The 13278-nt window shown below is 73.3% G+C and carries 17 protein-coding genes and 1 pseudogene; 6 read left to right on the forward strand and 12 right to left on the reverse strand.

Features of this window, described 5'->3' with window-relative positions:
* Positions 1–8: 8 nt before the first annotated feature.
* The 5 genes and pseudogenes from ACZ3II_RS11775 to ACZ3II_RS11795 all read right to left on the reverse strand — a co-directional run bounded on the left by ACZ3II_RS11775 (position 9) and on the right by ACZ3II_RS11795 (position 3302).
* Positions 9–512 (reverse strand): flavin reductase family protein, encoded by a 504-nt coding sequence (locus ACZ3II_RS11775; protein WP_465517586.1) that lies wholly within the window; start codon positions 510–512, stop codon positions 9–11.
* On the reverse strand, positions 509–1678 hold the full coding sequence (locus ACZ3II_RS11780; RefSeq protein ID WP_465517907.1) for an LLM class flavin-dependent oxidoreductase: 1170 nt from the start codon (positions 1676–1678) through the stop codon (positions 509–511). The genes ACZ3II_RS11775 and ACZ3II_RS11780 overlap by 4 nt, the downstream gene beginning before the upstream one ends.
* Positions 1679–1743: 65 nt before the next feature.
* Positions 1744–2094 (reverse strand): LysR substrate-binding domain-containing protein, encoded by a 351-nt coding sequence (locus ACZ3II_RS11785; protein WP_465517908.1) that lies wholly within the window; start codon positions 2092–2094, stop codon positions 1744–1746.
* 220 nt (positions 2095–2314) lie between these two features.
* A pseudogene (locus ACZ3II_RS11790) lies at positions 2315–2440 on the reverse strand (LysR family transcriptional regulator); the annotation flags it as partial.
* A 10-nt stretch (positions 2441–2450) separates the two neighbouring features.
* On the reverse strand, positions 2451–3302 hold the full coding sequence (locus ACZ3II_RS11795) for a hypothetical protein (protein ID WP_465517587.1): 852 nt from the start codon (positions 3300–3302) through the stop codon (positions 2451–2453).
* A 69-nt stretch (positions 3303–3371) separates the two neighbouring features.
* Here ACZ3II_RS11795 and ACZ3II_RS11800 point away from each other — a divergent pair, with 69 nt between their 5' ends.
* Positions 3372–4103: a DUF6597 domain-containing transcriptional factor gene (locus tag ACZ3II_RS11800; protein ID WP_465517588.1), complete on the forward strand. Its 732-nt coding sequence runs from the start codon at positions 3372–3374 to the stop codon at positions 4101–4103.
* On the opposite strand, the gene ACZ3II_RS11805 is transcribed toward ACZ3II_RS11800, so the two are convergent.
* Together ACZ3II_RS11805 and ACZ3II_RS11810 are read right to left on the reverse strand one after the other, a co-directional pair.
* On the reverse strand, positions 4094–4873 hold the full coding sequence (locus ACZ3II_RS11805; protein WP_465517589.1) for a tyrosinase family protein: 780 nt from the start codon (positions 4871–4873) through the stop codon (positions 4094–4096). The genes ACZ3II_RS11800 and ACZ3II_RS11805 overlap by 10 nt on opposite strands.
* A gap of 53 nt (positions 4874–4926) precedes the next feature.
* Positions 4927–5364 (reverse strand): tyrosinase family oxidase copper chaperone, encoded by a 438-nt coding sequence (locus ACZ3II_RS11810; protein ID WP_465517590.1) that lies wholly within the window; start codon positions 5362–5364, stop codon positions 4927–4929.
* A gap of 145 nt (positions 5365–5509) precedes the next feature.
* Here ACZ3II_RS11810 and ACZ3II_RS11815 point away from each other — a divergent pair, with 145 nt between their 5' ends.
* Positions 5510–5875 (forward strand): tyrosinase family oxidase copper chaperone, encoded by a 366-nt coding sequence (locus ACZ3II_RS11815; RefSeq protein ID WP_465517591.1) that lies wholly within the window; start codon positions 5510–5512, stop codon positions 5873–5875.
* A gap of 194 nt (positions 5876–6069) precedes the next feature.
* Here ACZ3II_RS11815 and ACZ3II_RS11820 read toward each other — a convergent pair whose 3' ends face one another.
* Entirely contained in the window at positions 6070–6660 is a 591-nt protein-coding gene (locus tag ACZ3II_RS11820; RefSeq protein WP_465517592.1) for a hypothetical protein, read from the reverse strand.
* A 95-nt stretch (positions 6661–6755) separates the two neighbouring features.
* Here ACZ3II_RS11820 and ACZ3II_RS11825 point away from each other — a divergent pair, with 95 nt between their 5' ends.
* A complete protein-coding gene (locus tag ACZ3II_RS11825; RefSeq protein ID WP_465517593.1) occupies positions 6756–7259 on the forward strand; it encodes a hypothetical protein in 504 nt (167 codons plus the stop codon).
* On the opposite strand, the gene ACZ3II_RS11830 is transcribed toward ACZ3II_RS11825, so the two are convergent.
* Together ACZ3II_RS11830 and ACZ3II_RS11835 are read right to left on the reverse strand one after the other, a co-directional pair.
* On the reverse strand, positions 7240–8826 hold the full coding sequence (locus tag ACZ3II_RS11830) for a methyl-accepting chemotaxis protein (protein ID WP_465517594.1): 1587 nt from the start codon (positions 8824–8826) through the stop codon (positions 7240–7242). The two genes, ACZ3II_RS11825 and ACZ3II_RS11830, sit on opposite strands and share 20 nt — an antisense overlap.
* Positions 8827–8880: 54 nt before the next feature.
* On the reverse strand, positions 8881–9948 hold the full coding sequence (locus tag ACZ3II_RS11835; protein WP_465517595.1) for a PQQ-dependent sugar dehydrogenase: 1068 nt from the start codon (positions 9946–9948) through the stop codon (positions 8881–8883).
* Positions 9949–10138: 190 nt separating this feature from the next.
* On the opposite strand from ACZ3II_RS11835, the gene ACZ3II_RS11840 reads away from it, so the two are divergent.
* Positions 10139–10771, forward strand: a complete 633-nt coding sequence (locus ACZ3II_RS11840) for a YitT family protein (RefSeq protein ID WP_465517596.1) — start codon at positions 10139–10141, stop codon at positions 10769–10771.
* A 21-nt stretch (positions 10772–10792) separates the two neighbouring features.
* On the opposite strand, the gene ACZ3II_RS11845 is transcribed toward ACZ3II_RS11840, so the two are convergent.
* A complete protein-coding gene (locus ACZ3II_RS11845) occupies positions 10793–11605 on the reverse strand; it encodes an MEDS domain-containing protein (protein WP_465517597.1) in 813 nt (270 codons plus the stop codon).
* 125 nt (positions 11606–11730) lie between these two features.
* Between ACZ3II_RS11845 and ACZ3II_RS11850 the strand changes: the two genes are divergently transcribed.
* Complete coding sequence (locus ACZ3II_RS11850; protein WP_465517598.1) at positions 11731–12006, forward strand: hypothetical protein; 276 nt, start codon at positions 11731–11733, stop codon at positions 12004–12006.
* Between the two features lie 10 nt (positions 12007–12016).
* The gene (locus ACZ3II_RS11855) at positions 12017–12508 is read left to right on the forward strand and encodes a GAF domain-containing protein (RefSeq protein ID WP_465517599.1); all 492 of its coding nucleotides are present in this window, start codon (positions 12017–12019) and stop codon (positions 12506–12508) included.
* On the opposite strand, the gene ACZ3II_RS11860 is transcribed toward ACZ3II_RS11855, so the two are convergent.
* Positions 12505–13269 (reverse strand): IclR family transcriptional regulator, encoded by a 765-nt coding sequence (locus ACZ3II_RS11860; protein WP_465517600.1) that lies wholly within the window; start codon positions 13267–13269, stop codon positions 12505–12507. The two genes, ACZ3II_RS11855 and ACZ3II_RS11860, sit on opposite strands and share 4 nt — an antisense overlap.
* Positions 13270–13278 lie beyond the last annotated feature (9 nt).

Consider the following 13278-nt stretch of genomic DNA (forward strand, 5'->3'; position numbering starts at 1 on the left):
AGAGGGTGTCAGGGGGAGAGGCGGCCGAAGGTGGAGCGGTGGAAGACGAGCGGGCCGCCGTCCTGGTCCGGGCTGTGTTCGACGGCGTGCAGGCGGAGCAGGACGATCGTGTGGTCGCCGGCCTCCACCTCGCGGTAGATCGAGCAGTCGAACATGGCCAGCCCGTCGTCCAGGGTGACCGCGCCGGTCTCGGTGACCGACGTGGGCACCCCGTCGAAGCGGTGCTCGACCGGACCGGCCAGCTGCCGGCACACCTGGCCGTGGTGGGCGGCCAGGATGGTCACCCCGACGTGCGCGGAGCGGCGCAGGTCGGGCCACGTCTTCGAGGTGTTCGCGATGGAGATCGACACCAGCGGCGGGTCCAGGCTGACCGAGGTGAACGAGCTGGCGGCCAGGCCGACCAGGTTCCCGTCGACCTGGGCGGCGATGGCGACGACCCCGCTGGGGAAGACCCCGAAAGCTTGACGGAGGCGTACGGCGTCAAGGTCCTGATTGGTGGTGAAGACGGTCATCGGACCGGTCTCCCGACAGCGGCGAACGGGACGACCGCGCGGTTGCGGCGGCGGGGTCGCTCGTCCTTCCACAGGCCGCGCTCGGCCAGGATCGGCAGGACGCCCTCGCCGAACCAGTAGGCGCCTTCCAGGTGGGGGTACGCCGAGAGCACGAACTCCTCGATGCCGAGCGCCGCGTATTCGGCGATCCGGTCGGCGACCTGCTCGTGGCTGCCGACCAGGGCGGTTCCGGCGCCGCCGCGGACCAGCCCGACCCCGGCCCACACGTTGGGGTGGATCTCCAGCTTGCCGGTGCGGCCGCCGTGCAGGTCGAGCATCCGCCGCTGGCCCTCGGACTCGGACAGCCGGAGCCCGGCCTGCACCTTCTCGATCGTCTCGGGGGAGATGCCGGCGAGCAGCCGGCCGGCCTCGGCCCAGGCCTCCTCGGCGGTGTCCCGGGTGATCGTGTGCATCCGGATGCCGAAGCGGATCGGCCGGTTCTCCGGGCCGCGGCCCTCGGCGGCGGCCAGCGACCGGATCCAGGCTATCTTCGCGGCCACCGCGTCCGGCGGCTCGCCCCAGGTCAGGTAGACGTCGGCGTGCTTGGCGGCGACGGTTCCGGCGGCCGGCGACGACCCGCCGAAGTAGATCTCCGGGAGCGGGTCGGGGATCTGGCCCAGCTCGGCCGCGGCGACCGACAGGTGCTCGCCCTGGAAGTCGACGGTCTCCCCGGCCCACAGCCGGCGGACGATCTCGAGGAACTCGTCGCAGCGCTGGTAGCGGGCGTCCTTGTCGAGGAAGTCGCCGTACATCCGCTGCTCGTGGCTCTCCCCGCCGGTGACGACGTTGAGCAGCAGGCGGCCCTCGGACATGTTCTGGAAGGTGCCGGCCATCTGCGCGGCCAGGAACGGCGAGACGACGCCGGGCCGGAACGCGACGAGGAACTTGAGCCGGTCGGTGGTCTGGCTGAGCATCGCGGTGCTGAGCCAGGCGTCCTCGCACCAGGCGCCGGTGGGGGTGAGGGCGGCCGCGAAACCGTTGTCCTCGGCGGCCCGGGCGACCTGGGTCAGGTAGGCGACGTCGGCGGGGCGGCCGGAGCCGCCGGCGGGGACGCCGTGCCCGCCGCCGACGACATGCCGTCCGTCGCCGCCGTTGGTCGGCAGGAACCAGTGGAACGTGAGGGACATGCGACGGCCTTTCACTAAACCTTCAACACCCATAGGTTTACCGGAATTCAGGAGAAGGGCAAGAGTCAGGTGTACGGGTGTGCCGAACGCCCCATCGGCCCCGCCGAACCCGCCAGCCGCCCGATTATCTCCGCGAAGTCCCGGATCGTCGCCGGGACCCTGTCGTACCGCCGCCGCAACAGAACGATCATCACCGGTGGCGCCTCCTCCGCGAGCGGCCGTGCGGTGATCACCCCGGCCGTCTCCAGGGGATCGCCGTGAATGCTGTAGTCCGGCAGGATCGCCGGGCCCATCCCGCTCGCCACCAGGCTCTTGCCCATCTCCGCGCCGTCGGTGGCGAACGTGTCCGGCGGCGGCGCGTCCCCGAACAGCCGTTGCGCCAGCCGATGCATGATGTACCCCGGTCGCATCGCCATGAACGGCCCCGAACTCCCGGACCGCCGGGACCAGCAGCGCCGACGTGCCGGCGTGCACCGTGCCGATCCGGAGGGTGCGCCCGGCCAGGGCCTGATCCCGCGCGGCCGCCCGGAGCTGCGCCACCCCGGCCAGGATCTCGGCGATCAGCGGCAGGAGATTCCGGCCCGCACGGCTGATCCGGGCTCCGGGCCGACGGCGTTCCAGCAGGGGCACGCCCAGCTCCCGCTCCAGCGAGCTGATGGCCTCGCTGAGCGCCGACGGGGACACGTGCAACTGCTCACCGGCCCGCCGCAGCGACCCGTGCCGGATCACCGCGGTCAGATATTCGAGCTGCTCCAGCCGCACACCGCCGATCCTAGATCCGGCCGTAGGACCGCAGCGTCCGCAGTGCCTGCAGGGTGACGACGCCGCGCCACTCCAGGCGGGCCGCCTCGCTCGGCGGCTCCCACGTGATCGGCCATCCGCCGTCCGGCTGCTGTGCCGCGGCGAGGGCGTCCAGGTGGGCCTCGATCCCCGCGTCGTCGAAGAGACTCCGCCAGGGCGACCCGGCGGTGGTGGCGATGTGCAGCGGGGTCAGGCCGTACGCGCCGGGGGTGGGGGTGGCCTGGAACATCGCATCGGCGGTGAGCCGCTCCAGGACGGCGGGGACGTTCTTCTCCGCGCGGACCCGGTCCGGGACGTGCGCGAGGAACACGAACACCTCGGACAGCGCGTGCACCTCGTCCGGCAGCGCGCCGGTCTCGATCGCGTCCCAGCAGTACCCGGCGGCGACCTCCCGCCACGGGTGCTCGAAACCGAGCCGGTACAGGTGCCCGGCCAGCCCGGCGGTCGGGTTGAGGCCCGGCTCGTAGGTCCAGCCGGTCCAGTGCGCGGCCCGCGGGAACCCCTCGATCACCGGGAAGGCCAGCGGCACGGCGCCCGAACCGGCGGCGACCCGCTGCAGGAAGTCGCAGGCCGGCCCGAGCAGGCCCGGGTCCGCGGCGGTGAGCGACTGCACGGCCACCTCGACGTCGATCGGCAGGCTGGCCGGGCAGCGCTTGTCCGGTTCCAGGCCGTGCCCGAACCCGCCGTCGTCGTTGCGGTAGCCGCGCAGCACGTCCGCCACGCTCTCCGGGGACGCGCCCTGGAAGTGGACGGCGAACAGGCGGCGCTCCAGCAGGCGTCCCTCCCGCTCCAGGAATCCGGCGGCGGCCGAGAAAGAAGTCATGCCGCCGACAGTAGGCCGCCCGCGCCGGGGGCGTCTTGAACGAAACGGTCACGCGGGATACTGGGCGGCATGGGGAGCTACGCCGAGTCGGCGCCACCGGCGGCGCTGCGCGGCGCCGTGGTGTGCCTGTGGCGCCGGGTCCCGGGCGAGCGCGACCGGCAGGCCCTCGTCCTGCCCGACGGGTGCGCCGACCTGATCTGGGACAACGTCCGGGGCGCGTTCGTCGCCGGCCCGGACACCGGGCCGATGCCGGGCACGACGGCCGCCCGGCAGAGCGTGGTCGGGGTCCGGCTGCGGCCCGCCGCCGGGGGAGCGCTGCTCGGCCTGCCGCTGGACGAGCTGCGAGACCTCCGCGTCGACCTGGCGGACCTCGATCCGGCCGCCGCCCGTGGCCTGCCCGCCGATCTGCCGCCGGCCGAGGCGCTGCGCCGGCTGGTCGATCTGGCCGGCGGCTACACCGTGCGGCGCCCGCCCGACCCGGCGATGCTGGCCGCCGCCCGGCTCCTGCACGACCGGGACGTGCGGGTGCACGAGATCGGCGACCGGCTCGGGCTCGGCGAGCGGCAGCTGCGGCGGCGGTTCACCGCCGCCGCCGGCTACGGCCCGAAGACCCTGCACCGGGTGCTGCGGTTCCGCCGGTTCCTGGACCTGCTGGAGCGGGAGCGGGAGCGGCCGCCGGGCGGCCTCGGTGAGCTGGCGCTGCGGGCCGGTTACGCCGACCAGGCGCACCTCACCCGGGAGTCGGTTCAGCTGGCGGGCCTGCCCCCGGCGGCGCTGGCCCGCCGGCGCGGTCAGGCGTAGCTGTAACCCAGGGTGGTGATGTCGCGCAGCGCCGACGGCGTCTTGCCGGTGGCGAACGGGCGCATCCGTTCGTTGTTGTCGATCACGCCGGACGTGGCGCCGGTGCGCGGCTGGTACGTGTCGATGCCGCGTTCCTGCTGCCACAGCCACCACAGCCGGTCGACGTTGCAGTGGTGCAGCCAGAACACCGGGTCGTTGGGCGCCTCCCGGGTGCCCATGTGCCCGCCGACGTAGTTGTGCACCCGGTTGTGCAGCTCGATCTCGGCCCGGTTGCGGTAGCTGTTGGACACCGTCGAGTTCCACGGCGACCTGTCGTACGTGGTGAAGCCCTGCACGCTGGTGACCGTGCTGGCGGTGGGCCGGGACGCGTTCTGGCCCACCCGCCGCTGCAGGAAGTTCGTGGCGATGCTGCTGCGGTACACCGACCAGCCCCACGACGGGCTGAAGTTGCCGCTGGACACGCTGCCGCTGGTGATCGCCCCGCAGAAGTCGGCGGTGAACGGCGACACCGGGCCGGTCCAGTCCCAGTAGGGAAGGAACATGTCCGGGTTGCCGGTGACGGTCTGCAGATCGAACTCCAGCAGCCGCAGATATTCGCGGTGCCACGGGAAGAACGACGGCGACTGGTGGGCGTGACTGATGTTGTCGGAGGTACGCGCGAAATAGGTGATGTGCTGATCGATGTAGGAGTTGTAGCTGCGCCCGTTCACCGGGGTCGACTTGAACTGGCGCAGCGCATTCGCGAATGCGGTCTTCTCCGCGCTGGTCATGTCCGCGATGCTTTTACGTACGGCCACCGGTCACTCGCCTTTCCGAATGCGAATCAATGGAAGTGGCCTTTTCCGGCCTCGTCGCTGAGTTCGAGGCCGCCCAGCCGGTCGACGATCCGGCGGCCCAGCCGGCGCAGCCCGTCGGAGGTCCGTGCGTCGTCGATCTCCACCGGGTCGTAGTGGTTGATCGCGCTGATGTAACCCACCGCCACGTACGGCTCGGAGCCGTCCTCCGGCACGAACAGCGTGCTGACCTCGGTGAGCGCGAGCGGCCGGTCGTTGACCTGGAGTTCGTCACGGCCCCGGCCGAGGTGCCGCCCGCGGATCCGCTTGCCCCGGTAGTCCTCGTCGAAGTCGCGCGGGTCGCGGCGCGGCTTGCCCTCGGCCGGCTCCGATCCGGCCAGCGCCTGCACCCCGTAGAGCGCGGTGGCGGTGGTGACCGCGCCGGCCGCGCTGTACCGCAGAACATCGCGGCGTCTCACATCGGTCATGAGAATTCCTTTTCGGCTGATGTCCCTTTCGGCTTGTACCGGGTACAACCGGATCGGGCGGGCCCGGGGAAACGGCATGCGCATGTCCCCGAAAGGATTACCGGCCCGCCGGACGGCGGTAGGATCGGGTCAGGGGTGGTACGCGATGAATGCGAAACGGCGGAGAATTGCGGGGACCCTGGCGGCGGTGGCGGTGATGGGGACGCTCCCGCTGAGCGGCGCGGCCGCCGGTGGGCCGCCGGAGCCGGATTTCGACGAGACCCATCACGGGCACCGGATCACGGGCTGGGGCAGCGGCGAACGGGCCTGCGCGTACATCGACGGGAGACGGCTCGTCGTCCTGCCGCAGGCGGGCGGCGGCTACACCAGCGCGGTGCTGAGTTTCCAGCCGGCGCCGGATCTGCGGGCGATCACGCGGGCGTCGGCGGCGGCCCTCGGCGACCTGGGCCTGACCACGACGGCGGAGCCGTCGGCGCACTGCCCGCCGGCGGCTCCGGGGTTCGTCGGCTGACCGGCGCGGGTTCCCGGAGGCGGCCGATCAGGGCCCGGCCCACCTGGCGGGCCCGTTCCGGCAGCAGAGCCATGGCCCCGGCCTGGCCGTCCAGGGCGGCGCCGGCCAGAGCGTGGATGTCCGGCCGGTCGATCACGCGGCCGCCTCCGTGACGTCGCATGCTGTCACCGGACGTTTCACGGCCGGTGACACGGTCAGGGCAGGAACTGCTCCTCGAACCCGGTCACCGCGCCGCCCTCGACCGTCAGCCAGAACGGCAGCAACGCGACCTCGCCCGGCGCGACCTCGAGACCCGCGTTCTGTTTCTTCAGGAAGGCCGGCAGTTCGGCGTACCCCACGGTGGTGAGATCGACGCCGCCGAGAGTCGCGAGCACCTTGCCCTTGGTGCCGGGTGCGACCGGCAACGTACGCAGTCTCTTGTTCTCGTTGATGATCATGTAGTCGTTGTCCGGCCCGTCCGGCCCGTTCGGGTGCTCCTTCTTCCACCGGGCCTCGGCCTCCTTCCCGGTCAGGAACTCGATCAGGTCGAACGTGACCGACGTGCCCGCCAGCTTGCTCAGGTAGACCGGGTGCCGCCCGTCGGCCAGCACCGGCTTCGCGGTGGTCGCCTCCGGCGTGGGCGCGCCGGTGGTCTCCGCCGTGGCGGGGGCGGTCGTGGTCGCGGCAGGAACGGCGGTGGTGGCCGCCGGCGTGGCGGTCCCCGCCGTGTCGCCGCATCCGGCCAGTGCGAGCGCGACCACAGCCGTCAGGCCGGTCGCGCGGATCAGTCCGTTCACGCGCTTCATGCCGTCATTGTGGTCACCCCGGCGCCACCCCGGCCGGGCTACCGCGCGGTGATCGATTCCGATAATCTGTGCGGCTGTCCACCGAAAGGGCGTCCGTGACACCTGACCGGGTCTCGCTTCCCCAGTTCACCAGCCTCACCTGGCGCGACGTCGACCCCGCGCGCCGGCCGCCCGTCGACCCGGCCGCCGTCGCCGCCCTGGTGCGGGGCCTGCCCCAGGTCGCCGAGATGCCACCGGCGGGATCCGACCGGCGGCTCACCGACTTCTGGTACGACCGGATGGCCGAGGGGCTCGTCGAGCACCTGGGCCCGTGGGCCGCGGCGTGGCATCACACCGTGACGATGGAGGACTACCGGGACTTCCCGATCCGGCCGGCGGGGAGACCGAGGTGGCGACCCTGCCGGACGTGGTGCTGCTACCCGCACTCGGCGACGACACCGGAGGCGACCGCGGCCGTGATCGCGGCGGCCGTGCTCGAATGGCACGAGTGGCTCGCCGGCCTGGCCCGGATGGTGCACGGCATCGCCGCCGCCACCCGTCGCCGTCACGCGCGGGCCACCGGTCCGGCCGTTCCGGCGGTCAGTGGCGGAAGCCGCTGACCAGCTGGGACAGGTCGCCGGCCATCGCGGTCAGGCCGGCGGCGGCGCGCTGGGTGGCCTCGGCGCTGTCGGCGGTGGCCGAGGCGATGCCGGCGACCGAGGAGACGGTACGGGCCACGTCGCCGCTGTTGGTGGCGGCCTCGGCGACCGAGCGGCTCATCTCGGCGGTCGTCGCGGTCTGCTCCTCCACCGCCGAGGCGATCGTGGTGGTGTAGTCGCCGATCCGGGCGATCACCTCGGTGATCTCGCTGATCGCCGTGGCCGCCGCGTCGCTGGAACTCTGGATGGCGGAGATCCGGGCGGTGATGTCCTCGGTGGCCCGGGCGGTCTGCTGGGCCAGCTCCTTCACCTCGCCGGCCACCACCGCGAAACCCTTGCCGAGTTCCCCGGCGCGGGCCGCCTCGATGGTGGCGTTCAGGGCGAGCAGGTTGGTCTGCTCGGCGATGCTGGTGATCAGCCGGACCACCTCGCCGATCTCCGCGCTGACCACGCCGAGTTCGGCGACCCGGGCGGTGGTCTGCTGCGCCACCGCCATGCCCTGCTGGGCGACCTCGGCGGCCTGGCCGGCGTTGGCGGCGATCTCGGTGATCGACGCGCTCATCTCCTCGGCGCCGGCGGCGACGCTCTGCACCCCGGCGCTGACCTCCTCGCCGGCGTGCGACGCCGCCCCGACCCGGTGGGACGCCTCGGCGGCGCTGGCCTGCAACTGCCCGCTGACCCCGGACAGCTGCTCGGCGGCCGCGGACAGGGTGATCGCGACCTGCGCCATCCGGTCGACGCTGGCGGCGATCTCGGCGGTGCCGGCGTCGAGTTCGCCCGCCATCCGGCCCAGCTCGTCGCGGCCGGACACACCGGCCCGGACGGTCAGGTCGCGGGCGGCCAGGGCCCGGGTGACCCGCCCCACCGACGCCAGGGTGCGCATGATGCCGCGGACCACCAGCGCCGCCATGCCGAGGGCCACCGCCAGACCGGCCACCAGCAGAACGATCATGAGGGTACGGGCGGACGCGTACGCCTCCGCCGTCTCCGCCCGTTTCTCCTCGGCGACCCGCGTCTCGATCGTGACGAGCTCGTCGAGGGCGTTCACCGCCGCGGACAGCGCGGGCCGTCCGGCGTCGTCGCGCGCCGCCGCGAAACCGGCCAGGTCGTCGGCCCTGGCCCGGGGGATGAGGCGATCGTCGCGGACCGTGCGCAACTGCTGGAGCGCGGCCCGGAAGTCCGCCACCGCGTCCTCGCGGCCGGTCATGTCGGTGGCGGTGTACTCGGCGAACACCCGGTCCAGCTGCTCGTCGGAGTCCGCGGCGGCGGCGCTGTCGGCGGACTTGCCGGCCGGCTGCCGGGTGATCAGCGTGTCCAGGGCCGCCACCCAGGACCGCTGCAGCTCCTCCTGGACCGTGCCGAGCTGCGCCACCGGGACCAGGTTGTCGCGGTACAGGTACTCCGCCGCGTCGGCCATCTGCGCCATCTTGTTCAGACCGACCACGCCGACGGCGGCCGCCGCCGCCCCGGCGAGCGCGACCACGGCGTAGATCTTCAGGCGGACCGACAGGTCGTCGAACCAGCGCACGGCACACCTCCCCAGCGAACACGGCCACAACCGGCCACCCCCACTATGGGCAGGTCAGCGGCTCGACGCAGCGATTCGCAGGATCCGGTCGTCGCCGTCGCGGACGTCGCCGCGGCCGTCGGTGTTGGAGGTGGTGAACCAGAGGCTGCCGTCCGGCGCCCTCTCGACCGTGCGCAGCCTGCCGTACGTGCCGGTGAACCGGGCCGCGGGCGCGCCGAGCCGGTCGCCGTCCAGCGGCGCGGTCCACAGGCGCTCGCCGCGCAGCGCCGCCACGTAGACGGTGTCCCCGGCGATCGCCATGCCGGACGGTGACGCGTCCCGGACCGCCCAGGTGAGCAGCGGGTTCACGTACCGTCCGCCGCCGGTGTCGCCCTCGCCCTCCACCTCGGGCCAGCCGTAGTTGGCGCCGCCCTTGATCAGGTTGACCTCGTCGAGGTCGTTCTGGCCGAACTCGGTGGCGAACAGCCGGCCGGCCGAGTCCCAGGCCAGCCCCTGCACGTTGCGGTGACCGAGACTGAACACCGGCGAACCCGCGATGGGGTTGCCGGGCGCCGGCTTGCCGTCCGGGGTGAGCCGCAGGATCTTGCCGTTGGGGCTGGCCGGGTCCTGCGAGCTGGCGGTCTCCCCGGCGTCGCCGGTGCCCGCGTAGAGCATGCCGTCCGGGCCGAACGCGATCCGGCCGCCGTTGTGGTTGCGGGCCTTCGCGATGCCGGTGAACACGGTCTCCTGACTTCCGCCGTCGAGCCGGAACCGGACGATGCGATTGTCGGAGGCGGCGGTCAGGTAGGCGTACACCAGATTGTCGGAGGAGAAGCCCGGCGAGACCGCGAGGCCCAGCAGACCTCCCTCACCGCCCGCGTCGACGCCGTCGATCCGGCGGACCTCCGCCGGCTGCCCGCCCGGGGTGAGCCGCAGCACCCGGCCGGTGCCGCGTTCGGCGACCAGCGCGTCGCCGCCGGGCAGGAAGGCCAGGCCCCACGGCACGTCCAGCCCGCGGGCCATCTCCTGGACGTCCGGGTCGGGCCCGCTCGCCTGGGCGGTCGGGCTGGCGGGGCTGTCGCAGGCGGTCAGCCCGGCCGTGAGCAGGACGGCCAGGGCGGCCCGCAGTGACGGAAAGCGCATCGTTCTCCTTCGGAAAATTCGGCGTGCTGATTTCGGGTGGACCGGTCCGCCCCGAATCAACACGCCAAGTGTTCAGGAAGGGGACACCGGTACCGAACAGAAGGTTCCCGGCCGGGCCGCGACTGTGCAAACTGCCCAGCCGCGGGAGCGCGTGTTGCGCCCGCCGTCCAGCCTTTGGGAGGCTCGCCCCATGATCAACAACGCCGTCCTGGAGCAACCCGCGCCGCCGGTGATCCGGCACAGTCGCGTGGAGGACGCCGTCAGCATCGTCACCGGCGCGTTCCTGGCGTCGCTCGGGCTGTACCTGCTGTCCTCCGCCGGGATCGCCACCGGCGGCACCGCGGGCCTCGGCCTGGTCGTCGAACGGGCCGTGGGCTGGCCGCTGCCGCTGGTGTTCGCGCTGGTCAACGTACCGTTCGTGGCGCTCGCGATCAGCCGGCGCGGCTGGGCCTTCACGCTGCGCTCCGCGGTGGCGATCGGGCTGGTGTCGGTGTTCTCGCTGCTGCACCCGGCGATGATGTCGGTGGGCACGCTCACCCCGGTCTACGCCACCGTGGCCGGCAACCTGGCCGCCGGGATCGGCGTCCTGATCATCTTCCGGCACGGGGCCAGCCTCGGCGGGTTCGGCGTCGTCGCGCTGATCTGCCAGGACCGGTGGGGCTGGCGCGCCGGCTACGTCCAGATGGCCCTGGACGCTGTCGTCATCCTGCTGTCGCTGCTGGTCCTGCCGCCGGCCGCGGCGCTGCTGTCGGCCGGGGGAGCGGTGGTGCTCAACATGGTCCTGGCGATGAACCACCGCCCCGGCCGCTACGCCGCCACCTGACCCCTCAGCTCAGCGTGTTGATTACGGGCGGACCGGCCCACCCGGAATCAACACGCTGAAATGCCCGGCGAGCAGGCGCAGCAGCTGTTCCTGGGCGGGGCCGGCGCGGACGGTCCGGCCGGCGCGTTGCGCGTGCGCGACCGTCGCGAGGGCGCTGACGTCCAGGAACGTCATGGCGGTGATGTCCAGGACGTCGCCGGGCCGCAGCTCGCGGGTCAGCGCCGCGAAGGCGGTGGTGTTCGCCATGTCGGCCTCGCCGGACACGTACAGCGTCCGGCCGTCCGGCCCGCGGCGGTGGCGCAGCGGTGACGTGCTGTCCGGCCCGGCCGGATGCGCCTGACAGGCGGCCCGCACCCGGTCCGCCGGGAAGACCCGGGTGTCGTAGTGGCACAGCGCCGTCAGCTCCCGGCCGGTGAACAGGCCGGACGCCTCCGCCTCGAACCGGGCCAGCGCCTCCGGGCCGGCGGTCCGGGCCCAGCTCATGTCGACGCTGACCCACAGCCCGGTGAAACCCGCGGTGACCGCCTGCCGGGTCGCCGCCGTGTAGGCCGCGCGCAGGTGGCCGGGATCGAAACGGCCGGGCGCCCACTGGACCAGCCGGCTGTCGCCCAGCGTGACCCGCCCGCCCGCCAAGCCCGCGGCGACCGCCGGGCTCCGGGCCGCGAGTTCACGGCGGAAGGCGGGAAGACCGTCCCGGTACGGGTCACCCGGGAAGATCATCACCAGGGCGCCGGCGTCGAGCCCCTGTTCGGCGAAGGCGGCCGAGGCCCGGGCGAACTCCGCCAGCGACGCGAAGACGGCGCCGATGTGGTCCCCGGGCTGTACGGCAAGCACCGGTCGACTGTGCCGGAGCCGCGGCGGCAGGGGCAAGGCCCGTCACACGATCAGTGGTGCTGATCAATGTGCGGATCGGGCTTCAGGTTCCGGGTGGTCCGTGCCGAACTGGTAGGAGAGGGACCGTGGGAGGGGACGTGGCGGGCGTACCGGGACTGGACGAGCCGACCGAGGCGTCGGTGATCGCCGAGCTGGCCGGCACCATCGGGGCGGAGAACGCCGAGATGCTGTGGGTGGTCGTCTGCCGCCGGCTGAAGATCTCCCGGCCGGTGACCGGCCCGGACCTGATCAAGGCGACCGAGACGCTGATGGAGCTCGGTGACGTGCTGCGGGTCACCGGGCGTTCGGCGAAGGTCCGCCTGATCACCTACCGGGCGCTCAAGGGCGCCCTACCGGGCTGAGGAGCGACCCGTGCCCTCACTCACCGACTGGAACCGGCTCGCCGTGATCGGCGAGATCGACTTCGACCACCCGGCGCTCGTCCGCGCCCTGGACGCCATCGCCGAGGACACCGCCCGGCGCACCGGGGTGCCGTACAGCCTGGCCACGCTGGTGCTGAACTCCGCGCAACTGGTCGCCGGGGCCAGCCGCACGTTCCGGCAGTGCGTCCCGCTGGAGGGCACCCCGGTCGAGTGGTCGTTCTGCGCCCGGATCGTGACCGGCGGCGACCCGTTCGTCGTCGCCGACGCGGCCACCGACCCCCGGACCGCGGGCAGCCCGGCCGTCCTGCTGGCCGGCATCGGCAGCTACGCCGGTGTCCCGGTGGTCCTGCACGGCGAGATCGTCGGGGCGCACTGCCTGGTCGGCCTGACCCCGCAGCCGTTCACCGACGGCCAGCTCGTGGTGCTGCACCGCGGCGCCCACGCCATCGCCGGCGTCCTCGCCGCCCACCCGGTCGTCTAACGGCGGGCGATCCGCTGGGACAGGGTGTGCGCGGCCTCCAGGAGCAGGGCGCCGAGCCGGGCCGTCCGGTCGCCGTTGAACCGGGACTCCACGCCGGTCAGGCTGAGCGCCCAGGCGGGGGAGCCGGCCCGGTCGAACACCACCGCCCCGATGCCCCAGCTGCCGGGGACGAGCATGCCGGGGTTCACCGCGTACCCCCGCCGCCGGGTCGAGGCCACCCGCCGCAACAACGCCGCCGTGTCGTGCTGCTCCCCGTAGGCCGCCGCCAGATCGCCGCCGCGCCGCCGGGCGTAGGCGGTGGCGTCGTCCGGCGGCAGCAGCGCCAGGATCGCCAGGCCCGCCGACGCGACGCCGAGCGGCAGCCGGATGCCCTCGTACAGCACGTGTGACCGGAGCGGGAAGCTGCCCTCCTCGCCGGCCAGGCACACCGTCTCCGCGCCGCGCCGGGCCGAGAAGAAGGCGCTCTCCCCGCTCTTCTCGGACAGCGCCCGCAGGGTGTCCCGGGCGATCGAGGTCACGTCGTAACGCTCCGCCGCGACCGAGCCGAGCAGGAACATCTCCGGGCCCAGGAACCAGCGGCCGCGGCGCGCGTCCCGGTCGACGAAGCCCTCCTCGGCCAGCGCGGCGAGGACCCGCTGCGCGGTCGAGCGGGGCAGCCCGGTCGCCGCCGCGACGTCGGCGGTGGTGACGCCCTCGGAGGCGCTCGAGGAGACCCGGCGCAGCACCGCGGCGACCCGGCTGACCAACTGGGACCCCTGCATGCTCACATT

Source organism: Actinoplanes sp. NPDC019969, assembly GCF_055562375.1.